Origin of the sequence: uncultured Hyphomicrobium sp. (assembly GCF_902826555.1) — a bacterium.
In the GTDB taxonomy this organism is placed as follows: domain Bacteria; phylum Pseudomonadota; class Alphaproteobacteria; order Rhizobiales; family Hyphomicrobiaceae; genus Hyphomicrobium_C.
The window spans coordinates 1-17,623 of record NZ_CADEFI010000002.1 but is presented as its reverse complement, the minus strand read 5'-3'; the positions used below and the strand labels follow the sequence as shown (position 1 = coordinate 17,623).

Sequence of the window (17,623 nt, the reverse complement as noted above, 5' to 3'; positions counted from 1 at the left end):
ATGGGCGGCTTCGGCCGCCCATTTTTTTGTTCCCTTTCCGCGTCATTCCCAGTGAGATGCGCCCGCGGCGCATCCGCTGGGGGAAGCTGAATGCAAGAGACGGCGCAGGGGCAGCTCGCGAGTTCGGGAGCGGAGGCGTCCGCCGGTCCGGTGATCGTGACCGTGCACGGCACGAACGACGCGCACCCCGACGACGACGGCGAGCGCTGGTGGCAGCGCGGATCCAACTTCACGCAGCACCTCGTCTACCGGCTGTGGGAGCGCGGTGTTGCCAATGCGGAGATCCTGCCGCTGCACTGGTCGGGCATGAACTCCGACTACGACCGCCTCAAGGGCGCCGAGCAGCTTGCGCGTGCACTCAAGGCGCTCGACAAGGCCGGGCGGCCGCATGCCGTCATCGCGCACAGCCATGGCGGCAACGTCACGGTCGAGGGGCTGACGCACGCGGGTCGTTCTGAGCATCGCGGCGGTATCGTCAGCTTCGGCACGCCGTTCTTCAAGCGGCGCCTCAAGACCGTGCCGATGCTGATCGCGGCATTCCAGACGCTGCTCGGACTCGTCATTCCGCCCATCATGCTGTGGTACCTGCTCGAAATCCTGCCGTCGGACTCCAACAAGAAGATCGAGGCCGTGGTGTTTTTCGGCGGACTGGCCGCACTCGGCGTGTGGAGCCTGATGGCTGGCCTGCGCAAGCTCGGCCGATCCCATCTCGCAGCGCGGCTCTTCCAATCCTCGCTCGCGCCCGAGCAGTGGCTCGTCGTGCACAGCCCGCGCGATGAAGCCATGCAGCTTCTGGAAACGGCGGCGCAGATCTCCCCGCAGTACGTGACGACGGCCGCGGCGATGCGCGCCCTCACGGCCTTTGCCTCCCTCGCCGGCGTGGTTGCAACCGTCGCGTTCTTCATCTGGACCGGCAGCTATTTCATGGCCCCGATCATCGAGAAGCTGAAAGCCGGAGTCTACGGATTGGCGTTGGGTGCCGACTTCACCTTCCTGCTTCTCGCGCCCGTGATCTACGGCGCGGTTTTCTTCGCGATCTGGGTCATCGCGCGCGCAGGCGGGGCATGGCTCTATGCCAGGATGCTGACGGGCGCGATCCACGGCGGGGTGCTCGGCGCGGCGTTCGGGGGCGATGGGCTTTACAAGCTCGTCGGCGTCACTCGGCTTCCGCCCTACCTCATCAGAGCGCGCGAGGAGCGGATAGACGCCTTGGATCTCGGCGGCATCGACGATGCGGCGCTGTTCGTCGCGGCACAGGGTCTCTACAACAGCGTCGTCGCCAACGACGGACCCGAGGGCGGCATTGCGCATCCCGACGTCATGTGGAAGCGCTTGAGCGATGCGCTCTATCACAACGCCTATATGCGCGACGACGACGTGGTGACCGGCGTCGCCAATCATCTCGCTGCGATGTGGCGGCGGCCACAGAGTCAGCCCTAGCTGCGGCGGCAACGCGCTTTTTCTCGATGCGAGACGAAGAAAAGTTATCCAGGGCGGGAATAATTTCTTCGCCCGCGTTTGGGCGGGTGCGCCAATTGCGGCGTTGCCCGACCTCAATTGAATCACAAGAATCACAGATCTGAACGCTGCGATTCTCATTGTGACGGGGGACAGCCATGGCTCATCTTTCTCAGAAGCTCGCGGAAATGCACCGCCGGCTCGCCGAAAATACCCAGGAGGAGCAAGCGCTCATCCGCGCGCTCGATGCGGCGCTCAACCATGTCGACGACAAGCTGCTGTCCGAGATCCGGCAGGTTACGGCTCATCACGAGGCGCGGCGCGCCATGATCATGGGCGAGTTGCAGCAGCTTGCGGGGCGGCTCTGCGCGATCCCGCTCACGGCGAGCGAGCCGCTGACGGCGATCGAGGCGGACGTGCATCCGAAGCCGCTCAACGGCCATTCGAACGGGACGACGCATGCGCCCGGCAACTGGCGCATCGCGGCGCAGAACATCCAGGACGATCTCGACTTCTACAGCGATGCTCCCCATCCGAGCCACTGAGGAGCTGCGGGCCGTAGGGCGCGCGGCGCCCCACTGGCGGCGTTTCGAGCGTCGGGCATCCCGATAGCGCGCCCCGTTTTCCGGGGCCCCGCGTCGGGAGTTCGGCGCCGCACGGTCTGGAAGTCGTCATCCGACGATGCCATATAGCGCGCTCCGCCTTCCTCGCCCCGAGGACGACGCGTCTTTGGTAGGACCATGAGCCCGAAACTTCCCGACGACATCCGCACCCCGGCCTACGTGCTCGACGTGGCAGCGCTCAAGCGCAACCTGGAGACCGCAGCCCGAGTCAAACGCGAGGCGGGGGTGAAGATCCTGCTCGCCACCAAGGCGTGGGCGATGCCAGCGGCGTTTCCGCTTCTCAAGGGCACGCTCGACGGCACGACGGCGTCGGGCGAGTACGAAGCCCGCATGGGGCGCGAGGAGTTCGGCAAGGAGGTCCACGTCTATGCGCCGGCGTATGCGCCGGGCGAGGTCGAGCGCCTGACGGCGATCGCAGACCATATCTATTTCAACTCGCCGGAACAGATCGCGCGGGGGCTGCCGCTCGCAAAAGCTGCGGAGCGCGAAGTCGGCATTCGCATCAACCCCGGCTATTCGAACGCGACGCTCGGCGGCGCGCTGTACGACCCGTGCGCGCCAAACTCGCGCTTCGGTACGACGGTTGCGGAAATCGACCAGCTGCCGTGGGACGCCATCGACATCTTTCACGCGCATGCGCTGTGCGAGTCTCTGGCCGAGGGGTCGGTGGGGCTCATCCAGCACGTCGCGCAAAACTTCGCCCCCTACCTGCGCCGCGTCAAAGCCGTAAATTTCGGCGGCGGGCATTTCATCAACAAGCCCGGCTACGACGTGGGGAAGCTGATCGCGGCGCTCAAGGCGTTCCGCGCCGAGTTCGGGGTCGAAGTCTATCTGGAGCCGGGAGCCGGCCTCGTGGTCGATACCGGATATCTGGTGTCGACGGTCATTGGCATGCACCGGAACGAGCGCGACATCGCCATTCTCGATGCGTCGGCCTCGACCCATATGCCGGACGTGCTCGAGGTGCCTTACACGCCGCCGGTGCTCGGGGCCGAGAAGCCCGGCGTGCTGGCGCACAGCTACATTCTCGGCGGCAAGACCTGCATGACGGGCGACATCATCGGCGAGTACTCGTTCGACCGCCCGCTCGCGCCCGGCTCGCGCGTGGTGTTCGGCGACATGATGCAATACTCGTTCGTCAAGAACACCACCTTCAACGGAACGCCGCTGCCCGATCTCGCCATGCTGCACGAGGACGGGCGCTACGAGGTGGTGCGCTCGTTCGGTTATGAGGAGTTCCGGCGTCGACTTGGTTAAAGACCGCGCGTGCGGCTTCACCCTCGTTTCACCCGGCTCCTGGCGATGCTAAGGAACCGCAGGCCCCGCCTGTTGAAATGAGGTCGCGGAACGATGGCGCGTTGCAGACTGGCGTTGATGGCCGCGCTTTTCGTTGCGATCGGCAGCGTGGGAGCTCAGGCGCAGCAGCCCGCCGCCGGCGACGGCGTCTCGCCGGGCGAGGCGATTTCGGTCACCTCCAACGCCAAGATCCCGGACGACTTCAAGCTCAACATCCTGATCCGCTCGACCGTGATCGCGGTCAATCAGGCCAACAAGACGAACAACTATGCGGTGCTGCGCGGCCTCGGTTCTCCGCGATTCCAGGAGGCGAACAGCGCCGAGAAACTGGGTAAAATTTTCGAGGCTCTGCGAAGCACGAAATTCGATCTTTCGCCGGTCCTGTTCTTCACGCCGAAGCTTTTGCAGGCCCCATCGCTGGACGGCGGTATGTTGAGGCTGACCGGATTCTTCGACACCGCTCCGCAACGCGTCTCATTCGACATGCTGTTCGAGGACGTCAAAGGCGAGTGGCTGCTCTTCGGCCTCAACATCGCCACGCAGCCCTCGCCGGCCCTCGGCGCGCGCGAGACATCGCCTGCGGCGCCAGCACCCCAGCCCCACGATTTGCAGAGAAAGTGAACTCGGCGAAATCCGTAACCCCATAGAATATCGCCATTCTCCTTCGGTAATCTTTGTCTCCCTCATGCAACAGTAAAAATTTGATTGACGTTCAGGTTGTATGTCCAGCGTTGATATGTGCACTGACCCTGCGTTAATTGTGGACAACCTGTGGATAAATTGTGCGCAAACCGTGTCCGGACGTTCCGGCGAGGGAACAAAAAAGGGAAAAACCACAGGCCGCGTAAGTGTTTGTGGAGTTGCGTATCATGCTCACGCAAGACGGGGTTGCGGAGACACGGCAGGGGAACGGTCGCCTCTCACACAGACTGCTCGGAACGATCAGCGCGCTGGCGCTCAGCGTCGCGGCTTTTGGGGCGGGGTCCGGGACGGCATACGCTGTCGAATGCGTGACCAACGTGACCTACGGCACCACGACGGTGACCGGCGACCCTGCAACTGCGACGCCCGGCGATGCGGTCACCGACGTCTTCTTCGAGGGGACGTTTTTAGGAACTCCGCTGGGTCCTGCGGCGCGGTCGGACAGCCTGGGCGACGCCATCGGATTCATCGCGCTCTTCCCTCTCACCAACGGCGCAATCCTCGGCCAGACAACAGATCAGTTCGTCGCCGAGCTTCCTGCCGGCATCGACGTCGTCAGCTCGGTTACGCCGCAATTTTCGGGGAGCGGCGGCGGCCCGGCGGACAACACGCGCATCGCGTGCGGACCGGGCACCGTGGCCGGAGCGGCCGGCGACTCGGTATTCGGCGTCAATAGCCAGGCCGCGGGAACGGGCGGCGGCAATACGGTCGTCGGCAACGGCATCGACATTCTCGGCAACGGCGCCAACAACACCGTGCTCGGCACCGGTCATCAGGTCACGGGCGACAGCAACTTCGTTGCAGGCGATCCGAACATCGTGGTCGGGTCCTTCAACAATGTGGCCGGCAACGATAACTTCGTCGCGGGCTTCGCCAACCAGGTGGGCGGCAACCTCAACGCCGTGGTCGGCATCGGCAATCAGGCCGCGGGCAACGTCAACATCATCGCCGGCATCGCCAACCAGGCGGCGGGCAACCTGAACATCGTCGGCGGGGTCGGAAACCAGTCGACCGGCAACGTCAACCTCATCACGGGCGACAACAACCAGAACACCGGCAACCTCAACGTCATCGACGGCGACGGGAACCAGGTCACCGGCAACGACAACAGCGCGTCCGGAAACAACAACTTCATCGGCGGCAACGCCAATTCGGCCTCCGGCGACAGCAACATCATCATCGGACAAGGCAACAATCCCGCAGCGTTTGTCAGCGACAACACCATCATCGGTGACGACAACAACGCCATCACCTCGAACAGCAACACCATTATCGGCGACCAGAACACCGTGGGCGGCTTGGGCGCCCACAACGTCATCGGCGACCTCGCCACCGTGACCGGATTTCAGAACGTGGCGGTCGGACAGGGTGTCCAGGCGAGCGGTAACAACGCCGTCAGCATAGGCACGAGCGCCAACGCCGCCGGTGACGGGAATGTTGCCGTGGGCAACGTCGCGCAGGCGACCGGACCGCGCTCGACAGCCGTGGGCGGCGACTCCGAGGCAACCCAGTTCGGATCGACGGCGGTCGGCAACAGTGCATCGGCGATCGGAGCGGAGTCGACATCGGTCGGCACCGACAGCCAGTCGACGGCCTTCCGTTCGACTGCGGTCGGCATGTTGTCGATGGTGGAATCGGCGGCGGTCGGCGGCATTTCCATCGGCTATGACAGCACGGTGCGGACCGGCGCGTCGGGGGGCATCGCGATCGGCAGCGATCTCGATGGCGTCGGCGTCGGCGCCGAGGCGCAAACGGCCGAGTCGGTCGCGATCGGCGCGGACTCGGTTGCGGGCAACTCGGTCAGCGGCGCCGTGGGGACGGCCGTCGGCACGCGAGCGGCGGCGACCGGCGCGAACTCCACGTCCGTGGGGCAAGATTCCGAAGCGACCGGCGACAATGCGACGGCAAGCGGCCAAGGCGCTCAGGCGCTTGGCACCGATACCAGCGCGTTCGGCCAAAACGCATTCGCCGACGGCATCGCCACCACGGCAGTCGGGCAGGACGCCACGGCCGACGGAATCGGCTCGTCAGCCACCGGCGCGGGCGCATCGTCTCAAGCTGCCTTCGGCTTCCAGTCGATCGCATCCACTTCAACCGGCGCCGGCTCGAACACGGACGGCAGCATCTTCTCGACCGCAACCGGCGCAGGTGCGTTCTCCTTCCTGTCCCTGGGATCGACGGCGACGGGCTCCCTCTCGAATACGAGCTTCAGCGCTTTCTCGGTCGCAAACGGCTTCGGAGCCAATTCCGTGTTCTCGTTCGGCTCGTCGGCGACGGGCGCCTTCTCGACAGTTTCCGGCACGACCCTCGGCACCGCCAACGGCTTCGGCTCGACCGTCGCCGCGGGCACGACGGGAGGGACGGCGGGCGGTGCCTTCTCGGAAGCTCATGCCAGCGGCGCGTCCGCCTACGGGTTCGGATCGGATGCGCGCGGCGTCAATTCGACTGCGGTCGGTTTCAACGCCGATGCGGGAAGCGCGGACTCGACGGCCGTCGGATCGAATGCGAACGCGGCGGGCGTGAGCGCGACGGCCATGGGCACGAGCTCGGAAGCCATCGGCGACAGCTCGATCTCGGTCGGCGACTCGCGTGCCGAGCAGACCCACTCCATCGCCGTCGGCACGGGGGCAGTGGCCGCAGGCACGAGCTCGATTGCACTGGGACACGGTGCCTTCGCGGCCGGACCGGGCGATACGGCCGTTGGCCAGAACGCGCAGGTGCTTGCGCATAACAGCAACGCGCTCGGCAATGGCGCCGTCGTCAACACGGGACACGTCAACTCGACGGCGCTCGGCACCGGCGCCAGCACGACCTACGACAATCAGGTCATGCTGGGCTCGCGGAGCCAGACCTACACGGCGCCGGGCATCACCTCCGATTTGAGCCAGGATCGGCAGTCGGGGCCGCTCGAACTCGTCACAACCGATGCCAACGGCAATCTCGCGTCGGACAACGGCGACACCTTCAAGACCATCGCCAAGCTGCAGGCGGGCGTCGCCATTGCGCTCGCCGCCGAAGCGCCGTCGCTGACGAGCTCAGAGCAGTTCGGCATGCGGATCGGCTGGGGCAATTACGACGGAGACGGCAACGCGGTTGCCTTCAGTGCCATCGGCGTGCTTTGCCGCGGATGCTTCCAGTCCGGCGACCGAATTGCTCTCGACGGCTCGGTGGGTGCCGGCTGGTCGGACTACAAGACCTATAGCGCCGGGAACGTGATCGGCGGTCGCGCCGGAATCCAATGGACGTGGTGACGTCGAGCCATGTGATGACAAATGTCGGGGCGCCCTGTCAGGCCGGCCCGGCCTCCGGAACGATCACCTACACGAACAGTGGCGGTCCACTATCTTGCCCGTAAGGCATCCGGTGTCATGCGTACCGATGCGGGCTAACGATGCGGGTGCGGATCCAATAGAACCGCACCCGCTAAAATTTCGGTCGAGCAGCAATCGGCATAGCGCAGAAGGCTTCTGCTAGCGCTTGGCGCGGCAGGACTGGAGGCATTGGGTCAGCTCGGAACCGCAACGTGGGCTGTCCTGGGTCGCGCGGCGACAGGAGTTCTCCTGCGCGTAGCAGCGCTGAGCACAGTCGGCGAAGCTCGGCGAAGCCAACGCCATCGCGGAGGCCGCGACGCACGAGGCGGCAATTGCAAATCGAACGATGTTTTTCACTGCCAACCTCCTTCCTTTGCGTCGACAGCCGACACTTACGCAGATGTTCCTATTGCCCGCGAACGATCGCGCGCAGACATGGTTTACGCGGTCGACGATGAACGCCACCTGAACCCGCTGCGAAATACATCTACGTGATCACAAGTTGCCGCTGCCGCTCCGTTATTTCAATGAGCGGCGGATACATCAGAACGCGAATTCCTCGAAGATGTGATCAATCCGTCCGCGCCAGCGGCCCTCGAAGCGCTCGATCAACTCGTCGGCGACCGTGCGCCCCGATCCCACCAGGAATTCGAGCGGGGCCAAATAGACCGTCTCGTCCTGGCTCTTGTGATTGATCTCGCGCCGATTCCTCAGACCCAGGCGTGAGATGCGGAGCGCCGACAGGGCAAGCTCCTGTACCGACGTATCGCGGAACCGGCCCGTCAAGGCTTCGCGGGGGACGATCTCGCGCAACTGCTGGCGCTCCTCGGCGGTCCACGACTTGACGAGGTCCCAGGCGGCATCCAGCGCGACCTCGTCGTAGAGCAGTCCGACCCAGAATGCCGAAAGCGCGCAGATGCGGGGCCAGCGTCCGCCATCGGCGCCGCGCATCTCAAGGAACCGCTTGAGGCGGACTTCCGGAAAGAGCGTCGTCAGGTGATCCGACCAATCGTCCAGCGTTGGGCGCTCGCCGGGGAGGGCCGCGAGCTTGCCGGCCATGAAGTCGCGGAACGAGGCGCCGGCCACGTCGATGTACTTGCCCTTGCGGTAGACGAAGTACATCGGCACATCGAGCGCATAGTCGACGTAGCGCTCGTAACCCATGCCGTCCTCGAACACGAAGGGCAGCATGCCGGTGCGGCGCGGATCCGTCTCACGCCAGACCTCGCTGCGCAGCGACTTCAGGCCGTTGATGCGACCCTCGGTGAAGGGCGAGGAGGCGAACATTGCGGTGGCGATCGGCTGCAGGGCCAGGCTGACGCGGAGCTTTTTCACCATGTCCGCTTCGCTGCCGAAGTCGAGGTTCACCTGGATGGTCGCGGTGCGGTACATCATGTCGAGACCGCGCTTGCCGACCGTCGGCATGTAGCGGGTCATGACCGCATAACGCTGCTTCGGCATGTGCGGCGTCTCGGCCAGCGTCCACTTGGGCGAGAAACCGACACCGAGGAAGCCGATGCCAAGGTCCTCGCCGACATCGAGCACCTGGTTCAGGTGCTCCTGTGTCTCGTCGGCCGTCTCATGAAGCGTTCTGAGCGGTGCGCCGGAGAGCTCGAACTGTCCACCGGGCTCGAGACTGATGGTGCCGCCCGGCTGTCCATCGGGACGCTTCAAGGCAATGATATTCTCGCCCTCGGTGATCGGCTCCCAATCGTAGCGGACCATCAGGTGCTCCATGAGAGCCCGGATGCCGCGGTCGCCGTCGTAGGGAACCGGCGTCAGCGCCTCGGTGTAGAAGACGAACTTCTCGTGCTCGGTGCCGATGCGCCAATCCTGCTTCGGCTTCTCGCCGGCCGCGATCCAGGCCACGAGGTCGGCGCGGGAGCGCACGAGAGGGCTCTCAGCCCCATCCTGGCGGGTCGACATACGTGGGGCCTCTGGCGGTGCGCCTTGGGGGCGGTACGGCAGGAGTTATGGCGGCAGGCGAGCCCCATAACAAGAGGGCTGCCGGGTTGCGGCACTTTAGGCTTGCCCGACTTGGCGCTCCAGGCCCGGCCCGCCGGTCCTCAGAGCCAGTCTCAACGAACCGGCGCCGGGGGCAGGCAGGCCGCGACCCGTTGCGGGTCGTCGGGGATGGTCTCGGAACGTACGCAGGCTTCGAGGCGGCGGATCATGACCGAGCTATGGTTGGGGCGCAGACAATCGACGAAGGAGCGCACCCCCGCCGCGGCACAGCGCCCAACCTCATCCATGATGAATTCCGGCGCATCGACGTCGACGCGCGGCCGCGTGAGATCAATGTTCGGCTCGATGACGATGTTCGGGCCGCCGTGGCGGCGACCGTCGTTCCTGGGGTCGCGGCGATCGTCGGCCGCAAGCGGCGCGGCGCAGCACGCCGCGAGTACTGTCGACACAATCAAAACTCTGGCTTGCATCACCATCTCTCAGTGGACGGTACGCCTCGCGTCAGCCCACCATGATAGGCAGGGGGCGTAAACGAATCGCTTCTCAGGAGAAGCACCGATGAAGAACGAGGCGCTGATCGCCGGAGCCATCATCGTCGGCGGCATCGCCGTCGCGTCACTGACGCTCGACGGCGAAACCGTTCCGAACAGGAAGATGCCGGGCGGAACGGAGGCCTGCACCTACCACGCCGGACCGAAGGATGCCGATCTGATCGACGAGGGCGGCGACGGCGGACAGCGCATCCTGCGAGCGATCCTGACACTCGATCGAAAGTGCGAGTTCGTGACGCTTGTGCTGCCAGACGGCACGAAGCAGATCATGAAGCTCGGCAAGGAAGGCCGGAAACCGGGCGAGAAGGGTCCGCCCAGCATCACGATCTTCTAGCTCTCTTGCATCCCCTTCACCCTGCCCTCTTCGCGACGGCAGAGGGAGGCGGCAGCCCGCATTTCATCCGCGCTCGGCGGCGAGGATGGCGCGCGCCTTGGCGCAATCTTCCTGCATCTGGTGCACGAGCTCGTCGGCGCTCGCAAACTTCCGGTCGTCGCGGACCTTGTCGATGAAGCTCACCTCAATGTTGCGCCCGTAGATGGCCTCGTCGAAGTCGAACAGGAAGACCTCCAGCACGGGCATGCCGTCATCGAACGTGGGGCGCGTGCCGAGGTAGGCGGCGCCGTCGAGCGGGCGGCCGTCGAGCGTGACTCGCACGGCGAAAATCCCGTGTCCGAGCGCGGTGCCCTTGGGCAGCGCGACGTTTGCCGTCGGAAAGCCAAGGCCGGTGCCGCGCTTGGCACCTCCGATGACGGGACCTCCTACACGCCACGGACGGCCGAGCGCCTCGCTCGCAGCCCTGACATCGCCCTCGGCCAGCAGCAGACGAATGGCCGTCGACGAGAACGGCTCGCCGCGGTCGGCCACAGGCTCGACCACCGTTACGCCAAATCCATGCTTGGCGCCGGCCGCCTTCAGCGTCTCGACCGAACCGCCACGGTTGCGGCCGAAGAAAAAGTGATAGCCGACGACGAGGTGCGAGACGCCGAGCGCTCCGACCAGAATGTCGTCGATGAAGCGGTCCGCGTCGCGCGCGGCGAGACGAGCGTCGAACGGCAGCACGACGGCGAGATCGAGTCCCATCTGCTCGAAGAGACCGAGCTTCTCCTTTAGCGTCGTCAGGCGGAAGTGCAGCGCGTCCGGGCTGAAGAACTCGCGCGGGTGCGGCTCGAACACCAGCACACCCGAGGGGCGGCCCAAGCGCGTCGCCTCCTCGATTGCACACCCGATCAACGCCTGATGGCCACGGTGCACGCCGTCAAAGTTGCCGAGCGCGAGCACGGCACCTTTCGCCTCCGGCGGGACCGAATCAGCGCCGTGGACGATCCGCATGCCGCCTCTCTTCTTTCGGGCTCATCAATCGGCTACTGCCTTCACGCAGCCGGGCGGTTCGGCACCATGAGTTGCGCCTCTCCCGTCAGAACCGGCTTGCCGCCCACCGTGCACACGGTCTCGAAGCGCGCACGCTTCTTCTCGGGGACGAGCTCTACGAGCTTGACGGTGGTGATCACCGTGTCGCCGATCTTGACCGGCGCCTTGAAGGTCAGCGTCTGGGAGATGTAGATGGCGCCTGGACCGGGCAGCTTCATGCCGAACACGGCCGATATGTAGGCCGCCGACAGCATGCCGTGGGCGATGCGCTCCTTGAACATGGTCGACGCCGCGTAGGCCGCATCGAGGTGCACCGGATTGCGATCTCCGGAAACATCGGCAAAGGCCTTGATGACATCCTCGGTCACCGTGTTCGAGAGCGATGCTTCCTGGCCTACCTCGAGATCCTCGAAATACGTGATGCTGGCTGTCATGCTTGTTTTTCCTGCCGAACCGAGTTGCACGGCCCCTGGTCTAGCGACGAGCCAGGCCGCATGCAACTCGCCGGGGCGTCCGAGGGGAAGGGATTCCCGGGACACGCGGGTGTTGCAGCCGGGCACAGGATCGCGTTATAAGGCGTGATCCCCAAATTCCCACCATCCTTAATGGCATTCGCGGAGCACGCCGCGGAGCCCGGAGAAGAGCCGCTATGAGCGACCGTAAACCCCTGATGCCGAAGGCCACCGCCGTGTGGCTGGTCGAGAATACCTCGCTTTCCTTCGAGCAGATTGCCGAGTTCTGCGGCCTGCACGTGCTCGAGGTGAAGGGTATCGCCGACGGCGACGTGGCACAGGGCATCAAGGGGCTCGACCCCGTGACGTCGAACCAGCTCACGCGCGACGAGATCGAGGCGGCGGAAAAGGATGCCTCCCACTCACTCAAGATCGCCGAGCCGAAGGTCGTCATTCCGGAAGCGGCGACGACCAAACGCGGGCCGCGCTATACTCCCGTCTCGCGCCGTCACGACCGGCCGAACGCCGTGCTCTGGCTGCTGCGCAATCACCCGGAGCTCAAGACCAGCCAGATCATGCGCCTCGTCGGCACCACGAAGCCGACGATCGCCCAGATCAAGGATCGTACACACTGGAATTCGCCGAACCTCGTGCCGCAGGACCCGGTGACGCTCGGACTCTGCTCGCAGACCGACCTCGACAACGAGGTGAAGAAAGCGGCCCGGCGGCTCGAGCGTGAGCGTCGCGAGGCACACAAGGAAGCGATCAAGGCCGGTACGCTGCTGCCGACCGAGGAGACGACGGCTCCGCCTGCAGACGACGTGGCCGAGGAAGGCTTCCGCCCGACGGCGGAGATCGTGCAGCCGAAGGACGCGCCCGAAAAGCGCGAGGAGACTCCCGCCGAGGAGGAAGCTCGCGTTTTCGCCAAGCTCAAGGAGCTTTCGTCGGGCAGCGACGACACGAGTGGAAAAGACGAGGACGCCTAAGGTTTCCTCGCGCAACAGACGCTAGCTGAGACCCGCCCACCACGAGAGGAGGGTGTCGGTCACCAAGGCGAGGAAGATCGCGGCGCCCACGTCGCGATTGGCGCGGAAACGGCGCAGGCAGTTATTCGCATCGGACGTGTCGAGCGTCGATACCTGCCACGCCATCTGCAGCCCTACGAGGGCGACACAGAAAAAGAACACGAGATGCGTGCCGGCGAGGTAGCCGGCCGCAATCCATAGCAGCAGCGCACCTGTATAGAAGCTGCCGACCCAGAACGGCGTGTCGTCGCCGAACGTCAGCGCCGTGGACTTGAGACCGAGCATCAGATCGTCGTCGGTGTCCTGATGGGCATAGATGGTGTCGTAGCCGATGGTCCAAAGAACGGACCCCGCATAGAGCAGCAGCGGCGGCAACGCGAGCGAGCCTTTGACAGCCGCCCAGCCCATCAGCGCGCCCCAATTGAAGGCGAGACCCAGCACAGCCTGTGGCCAATAGGTGAAGCGTTTCATGTACGGGTAGATCGCCACGAGGACTAACGAGGCGACGCCGAGCAAGACGGTGAAGAGATTGAACCAGACCAGGACCAGCAAGCCGATCAGCGCCAGCGCCACGACAAACAGCATGGCGCCCTCGGGCGTGACCTGGCCCGAAGGGATGGGGCGGCTCGCGGTACGCTGAACGCGGGCATCGTACTCGCGGTCCACGTAGTCGTTGTAGGCGCAGCCGGCTCCGCGCATGACAATGGCGCCGATGGCGAACAACGCCAGGGTGCCGATGTCGGGATAGGGACGGCCATTCGACACCTCGGCCAAAGTCACCGACCACCAGCAAGGAAACAGCAGAAGCCAGGTGCCGATCGGCCGGTCCACGCGAGCGAGGCGAAGATACGGGCGCCAGGCGACGGGCGCGTAGCGGTCCACCCAGTTGCCGGCCGGCGCATCGGAAACGCCCTTCTCGCGATCCCCTGTCGGGGACTCGTGATCCGGATTGGCCGCGTGTGCCGTCATCGCCGATGATCCTCATTATGCATTCGGGCGCGATGGGTTCGATTGGCCCGAGCGCTCCATGTCGCGGCCGACGTTAGCCTCCATGGCCGTGTCCGGCAACTCAGGTCCCCACAGGCGCCGGCGCCGCGAGGAGAACCTCGGTCACATCGTCGGAAAAAGGCATGCAGGCACCGCCCAGGATAACGCAATTCGAGCCCTTGGGATCCGGATGCCGCGGCGGAATGCCGTGCGCGACCAAGGCTTCGGCGCAGGCGACCCAATCCCCTCCAGGCGTAGGGCCGTTGCGCGACGCCCAGGACAGCGTGCCGAGCACATTGTCGCCGAAGCCGTGCATTTCGTGCCAGCTCGCGCCGTGTGCGAGCAGGAACCGCGTCAACGCCCCATCGCCTCGGAACACGGCGTGATTGAGGGCGGTCGCCTTCCAGTCGCCGCCTGCGACGGCGATCGGCCAGCCGAGCCTCACCATGAGGCGCACGGCGTCGCCCGCGCCTTGCGCCGCAAGCTCCGGCAGCATGCGAAGCTGAGCGGGCGACAGCGCTTGAATCATGGCGGGATGCCGTTCGCGGATGCGCCCTGCTGTTTCCGCGTCTCCGCGAGCGCAGGCCGCGACGAATTGGTCCTCGATCGAGAGGTCGCAAGTTCCCGCGCCGTGCGTTGCGAGAAGCGCCGCAATCTCCGGGAGCCCAAACTGAAGTGCTGTCTCGTAAGCACTCCTGCCCTCGGGCGTACGAGCCTCAGCGTCGGCACCCGCGGCGAGGAGGGCCTCGACATGGGCCGGCGATCGCCGCCGCCTGATGGCCCACATCAGGGGCGAGCCCCAATCCGAGGTCGGCGGGCCGGGCGCCCGCTCGTTCGGATCCCCACCGTGCTCCAGCAGCACGTGCACCGGCTCGGGGTCGGCGAGGTCGAGCGCGCGGTAGATGATGGTCCCTTCGATGCGCGCGCCTGCCTCCAGCAGAAGGCGTGTCACGGCCGGACGATCGAGCGAATGGTAGAGCGACTCGCCGTCGTTCGGATTGGCGCCTCGCGATAGCAGGAGCTGCGTGAGTTCTGGATCATGGTTCTGACCTGCCGCGCCATAGAGCGCCGAGAGCGGGTGCTCGTCATCCTGCTTCTCCAGGGTGCTCATCCACCTGCTCGGCGTGCTCTGATCGGGGTCTGCTCCCGCATCGAGGAGGAGCCTTGCCGCGTCGTGCAGGCGGTCGCGATACTGGGGAAGCTTGAGCAGACTTGAGTGCGCCACCGCGACCAGCGGCGGCAGCGCAAGCGGACCGCCCGGCCTGTTGACCCACGATGGATCACGCTCGGTCTCGCGGCGGAGGGCGGCCGTGTCACCGACGGCGCAGGCGAGATAGGGATCGCCGTTGATCAGCTCCGGCCACTCCTCGATGAAGCGCGCCGCAACGCGGGGCTTTGCGTTGTCGCCCCCGCCCGCGATGTCGCCGGCGTAGATCAAGCCCACCAAGTTTCGGATCGCCTTGCCGGGGTCGGCGGCTGCCGCATTGCGCGCAGCAACGAAACCGGAAAGTTCGGCCCAGGACTTGAAGCCGTACTCGCGCGCGATGCAGGACTGGGCGTCATGGAGGCGCAAGCCGAGCGCGGCAATCGCTTCGTCGTCCTTGCCGCGCGCGGCAGGAAGGTTATCGCGCAGGCGCGTCAGAGCTTCAGGCTCGCCGCTCCGATAGAGCGCGAGCAGATCCTTGGCCTGCTTTTTCAGGTGATCGAGACTGGGGCGGTCGGGGAGTCGCGGCATGGAAACCTCCGTGCATGAAGCGCCGACGACCCGCAATTCCGGCTGCACAAAGGTTCAAACGTGACATGTGCGTGTGCAAGTGGGCTCTGCCCTTCCCGCGGGTCCGGATGCGGCCTGCACCGCAACCGGGATGCTAGGACAGAGGTGCCCGGCGGTCAACACAAGGAGCGGCGCGTATTGGATCGCGCTCCGGCTTCGGATATTGAGACGCCATGGCGATCCACGATTTCACCTCGCAGCGGCTGTTCGTTCCCGATTCCCTCGGGGACGGCGTGCGCTTTTCCTGCACGCCCGATCAGGCGCGCTACTTGCGCAGCGTGCTGCGGCTCGGCGAGGGCGACGAGATCCTAATCTTCAACGGACGCGACGGCGAGTGGCGCGCGCGGCTCCATGAGGCCGGCAAGCGAGGGGCAGACCTCGAGACCGTGGCGCTCGTGCGCCCACAAGCGGGCGGGCCGGATCTCCACTACCTCTTCGCGCCGTTGAAGCGGGCGCGGCTCGACTACATGGTGCAGAAAGCTACCGAGATGGGCGTCTCGCGCCTTGTCCCCGTGGTGACGCGGCACACGGTTGCAGAGCGCGTCAATGCAGAGCGGATGGCCGCCAACGCGATCGAAGCTGCCGAGCAGTGCGGCGTACTGCGCGTGCCGGAGGTGGCCGAGCCCGTGAAGCTCGCGGCACTCATCGGAAACTGGAACGCCTCGCGCGCGTTGATTTTCTGCGACGAAGGCGCAGAGCAAACCAGCCCGCTTGCCGTGCTGGCGACGCTCAAACCCGGGCCGCTTGCGGTACTGGTCGGACCGGAGGGCGGATTTTCGCCCGAAGAGCGGGAGATGGTCCGAGCCCTGCCGCAGGCGACGGCGGTCTCGCTCGGGCCGCGCATCATGCGGGCCGATACGGCCGCGGTCGCGGCGCTGGCGCTGGTCAATGCCGCGCTCGTCGACTGGCGATAGTCTCTCTCGTCATGGCCGGCTTGACCCGGCCATGGTGTGACATGAGAAGCGAGGCCCAAGAGGCCGAAATGGGAGGCTCGCCGTGCTCAAGCTCTATCACAACCCGCAATCGCGCTCGACGGTCGTGCACACCATGCTGCACGAGCTCGGGGAGCCGTTCGAGATCGTGCCGATCGACCTCAAGGCCGGCCAGCAACGGACGGCGGAATTCCTGAAGATCAATCCGATGGGCAAGATCCCCGTGCTGCAAGACGGCGATGTCATCGTCACCGAGAACCCGGCGATCCTCACCTATCTCGCCGACAAGTATCCCAAGGCAGGCCTCGCGCCCGCCGTCGACGCGCCGGAGCGCGGGACCTACCTCAGGTGGATGTTCTTCTACGGAAGCTGCTTCGAGCCGGCGTGCACGGACATGTTCATGAAACGGGAGTCGCCGGCGACGACGGTCGGATGGGGCAAGCCCGACACGGTGCTCGACGCAGTCTCGGCTGCCCTGAAACCCGGACCGTGGCTGCTCGGCGAGCGTTTCTCGGCGGCGGACGTGATGTTTGCGTCCGGGATCGGATACATGCTGGGCTTCAAGGTCATTCCCGAGCGGCCGGAGTACGTGGCCTATGTCGAGCGCCTGAAGGCTCGCCCGGCTCACAAGGCCGCGGTGGCGGCAGATCAGGCTCGGATGGCCGGGTAGGCGCCTTCGGCCTTCAATGTGGACCGTCGCCATTCGGGATCTGCGGCGGCCCCGGCCTTTGCGTCCCGGCCCCGGGGTTGCTAGAACGCCTGCAAATCAGGGACGGGCGGCGCGCCTGTCCGGAGACGGGCGAAGCGCGGGCAAGAAAGACGAGAGATGTCAAAGGGCAAAGGCGGGGCAGAAACGGGCGCGGCCGAGGCGGAGGCCAAGGAGGGGCGCGACTGGAGCCAGACGCTCTTCCTGCCGCAGACCGATTTTCCGATGCGCGCCGGGCTGCCGGAGCTCGAGCCCAAGATCCTCAAGCGCTGGCAGGAGCGCGATCTTTACGGCGAACTGCGCCGCGCATCCCAGGGGCGGCCGAAGTTCGTGCTGCACGACGGCCCGCCCTACGCCAACGGCAACATCCACATCGGGCACGCGCTGAACAAGATCCTCAAGGATCTCGTCGTGAAGAGCCAGCAGATGCTGGGCTTCGATTCCAACTACGTGCCGGGCTGGGACTGCCACG

Annotated in this window: 16 protein-coding genes; 10 read left to right on the top strand and 6 right to left on the bottom strand. The window is 65.6% G+C overall.

All coding sequences use genetic code 11. The features are described from left to right. The first annotated feature begins 90 nt into the window (after window positions 1-90). From QZV93_RS01480 to QZV93_RS01460, 5 genes are all read left to right on the top strand, one after another. On the top strand, window positions 91-1,440 hold the full coding sequence (locus QZV93_RS01480; RefSeq protein ID WP_295555383.1) for a hypothetical protein: 1,350 nt from the start codon (window positions 91-93) through the stop codon (window positions 1,438-1,440). 176 nt (window positions 1,441-1,616) lie between these two features. After that, window positions 1,617-2,003, top strand: coding sequence for a hypothetical protein (locus tag QZV93_RS01475; RefSeq protein WP_295555381.1), 387 nt, complete (start codon window positions 1,617-1,619; stop codon window positions 2,001-2,003). A 195-nt stretch (window positions 2,004-2,198) separates the two neighbouring features. After that, complete coding sequence (gene nspC / locus QZV93_RS01470) at window positions 2,199-3,338, top strand: carboxynorspermidine decarboxylase (RefSeq protein ID WP_295555379.1); 1,140 nt, start codon at window positions 2,199-2,201, stop codon at window positions 3,336-3,338. Window positions 3,339-3,431: 93 nt separating this feature from the next. Further along, on the top strand, window positions 3,432-3,998 hold the full coding sequence (locus tag QZV93_RS01465; protein WP_295555377.1) for a hypothetical protein: 567 nt from the start codon (window positions 3,432-3,434) through the stop codon (window positions 3,996-3,998). Between the two features lie 248 nt (window positions 3,999-4,246). Then, window positions 4,247-7,330 (top strand): hypothetical protein, encoded by a 3,084-nt coding sequence (locus QZV93_RS01460; RefSeq protein WP_295555376.1) that lies wholly within the window; start codon window positions 4,247-4,249, stop codon window positions 7,328-7,330. 603 nt (window positions 7,331-7,933) lie between these two features. Here QZV93_RS01460 and QZV93_RS01455 read toward each other — a convergent pair. Next, on the bottom strand, window positions 7,934-9,316 hold the full coding sequence (locus QZV93_RS01455; protein WP_295555374.1) for a glutamate--cysteine ligase: 1,383 nt from the start codon (window positions 9,314-9,316) through the stop codon (window positions 7,934-7,936). 152 nt (window positions 9,317-9,468) lie between these two features. Beyond that, window positions 9,469-9,831, bottom strand: a complete 363-nt coding sequence (locus QZV93_RS01450) for a hypothetical protein (RefSeq protein WP_295555372.1) — start codon at window positions 9,829-9,831, stop codon at window positions 9,469-9,471. Between the two features lie 82 nt (window positions 9,832-9,913). On the opposite strand from QZV93_RS01450, the gene QZV93_RS01445 reads away from it, so the two are divergent. Continuing rightward, entirely contained in the window at window positions 9,914-10,240 is a 327-nt protein-coding gene (locus QZV93_RS01445) for a hypothetical protein (RefSeq protein WP_295555370.1), read from the top strand. Window positions 10,241-10,303: 63 nt separating this feature from the next. Here QZV93_RS01445 and QZV93_RS01440 read toward each other — a convergent pair whose 3' ends face one another. Then, a complete protein-coding gene (locus QZV93_RS01440) occupies window positions 10,304-11,236 on the bottom strand; it encodes a bifunctional riboflavin kinase/FAD synthetase (RefSeq protein ID WP_295555369.1) in 933 nt (310 codons plus the stop codon). Window positions 11,237-11,277: 41 nt separating this feature from the next. Then, window positions 11,278-11,709, bottom strand: coding sequence for a MaoC family dehydratase (locus QZV93_RS01435; RefSeq protein ID WP_295555367.1), 432 nt, complete (start codon window positions 11,707-11,709; stop codon window positions 11,278-11,280). Between the two features lie 215 nt (window positions 11,710-11,924). Between QZV93_RS01435 and QZV93_RS01430 the strand changes: the two genes are divergently transcribed. Then, the gene (locus tag QZV93_RS01430; protein WP_295555365.1) at window positions 11,925-12,713 is read left to right on the top strand and encodes a cell cycle transcriptional regulator TrcR; all 789 of its coding nucleotides are present in this window, start codon (window positions 11,925-11,927) and stop codon (window positions 12,711-12,713) included. A gap of 21 nt (window positions 12,714-12,734) precedes the next feature. Here the strand turns inward: QZV93_RS01430 and ubiA are convergent, their stop codons facing one another. Both ubiA and QZV93_RS01420 read right to left on the bottom strand, forming a co-directional pair. Next, window positions 12,735-13,721 carry a 4-hydroxybenzoate octaprenyltransferase gene (ubiA, locus tag QZV93_RS01425; RefSeq protein ID WP_295555363.1) on the bottom strand — a complete coding sequence of 329 codons (987 nt, stop codon included), beginning with the start codon at window positions 13,719-13,721 and terminating at the stop codon, window positions 12,735-12,737. A gap of 100 nt (window positions 13,722-13,821) precedes the next feature. After that, window positions 13,822-15,474, bottom strand: coding sequence for an ankyrin repeat domain-containing protein (locus tag QZV93_RS01420; RefSeq protein WP_295555361.1), 1,653 nt, complete (start codon window positions 15,472-15,474; stop codon window positions 13,822-13,824). Window positions 15,475-15,686: 212 nt separating this feature from the next. Here QZV93_RS01420 and QZV93_RS01415 point away from each other — a divergent pair, with 212 nt between their 5' ends. The 3 genes from QZV93_RS01415 to QZV93_RS01405 form a co-directional block, all read left to right on the top strand. After that, complete coding sequence (locus tag QZV93_RS01415; RefSeq protein ID WP_295555359.1) at window positions 15,687-16,427, top strand: 16S rRNA (uracil(1498)-N(3))-methyltransferase; 741 nt, start codon at window positions 15,687-15,689, stop codon at window positions 16,425-16,427. A gap of 82 nt (window positions 16,428-16,509) precedes the next feature. After that, entirely contained in the window at window positions 16,510-17,115 is a 606-nt protein-coding gene (locus tag QZV93_RS01410) for a glutathione S-transferase family protein (protein WP_295555357.1), read from the top strand. Window positions 17,116-17,271: 156 nt separating this feature from the next. Next, window positions 17,272-17,623 (top strand): class I tRNA ligase family protein (locus QZV93_RS01405; RefSeq protein ID WP_295555355.1); only part of this gene is annotated, 352 nt, incomplete at its 3' end.

Coding starts and splice junctions, on each gene's coding strand:
- nspC (WP_295555379.1), top strand. CDS start 2,199: ATGAGCCCGAAACTTCCCGACGACATCCGCACCCCGGCCTACGTGCTC.
- QZV93_RS01480 (WP_295555383.1), top strand. CDS start 91: ATGCAAGAGACGGCGCAGGGGCAGCTCGCGAGTTCGGGAGCGGAGGCG.
- QZV93_RS01465 (WP_295555377.1), top strand. CDS start 3,432: ATGGCGCGTTGCAGACTGGCGTTGATGGCCGCGCTTTTCGTTGCGATC.
- QZV93_RS01440 (WP_295555369.1), bottom strand. CDS start 11,236: ATGCGGATCGTCCACGGCGCTGATTCGGTCCCGCCGGAGGCGAAAGGT.
- QZV93_RS01475 (WP_295555381.1), top strand. CDS start 1,617: ATGGCTCATCTTTCTCAGAAGCTCGCGGAAATGCACCGCCGGCTCGCC.
- QZV93_RS01455 (WP_295555374.1), bottom strand. CDS start 9,316: ATGTCGACCCGCCAGGATGGGGCTGAGAGCCCTCTCGTGCGCTCCCGC.
- QZV93_RS01415 (WP_295555359.1), top strand. CDS start 15,687: ATGGCGATCCACGATTTCACCTCGCAGCGGCTGTTCGTTCCCGATTCC.
- QZV93_RS01430 (WP_295555365.1), top strand. CDS start 11,925: ATGAGCGACCGTAAACCCCTGATGCCGAAGGCCACCGCCGTGTGGCTG.
- QZV93_RS01460 (WP_295555376.1), top strand. CDS start 4,247: ATGCTCACGCAAGACGGGGTTGCGGAGACACGGCAGGGGAACGGTCGC.
- QZV93_RS01420 (WP_295555361.1), bottom strand. CDS start 15,474: ATGCCGCGACTCCCCGACCGCCCCAGTCTCGATCACCTGAAAAAGCAG.
- QZV93_RS01445 (WP_295555370.1), top strand. CDS start 9,914: ATGAAGAACGAGGCGCTGATCGCCGGAGCCATCATCGTCGGCGGCATC.
- QZV93_RS01435 (WP_295555367.1), bottom strand. CDS start 11,709: ATGACAGCCAGCATCACGTATTTCGAGGATCTCGAGGTAGGCCAGGAA.
- ubiA (WP_295555363.1), bottom strand. CDS start 13,721: ATGACGGCACACGCGGCCAATCCGGATCACGAGTCCCCGACAGGGGAT.
- QZV93_RS01450 (WP_295555372.1), bottom strand. CDS start 9,831: ATGGTGATGCAAGCCAGAGTTTTGATTGTGTCGACAGTACTCGCGGCG.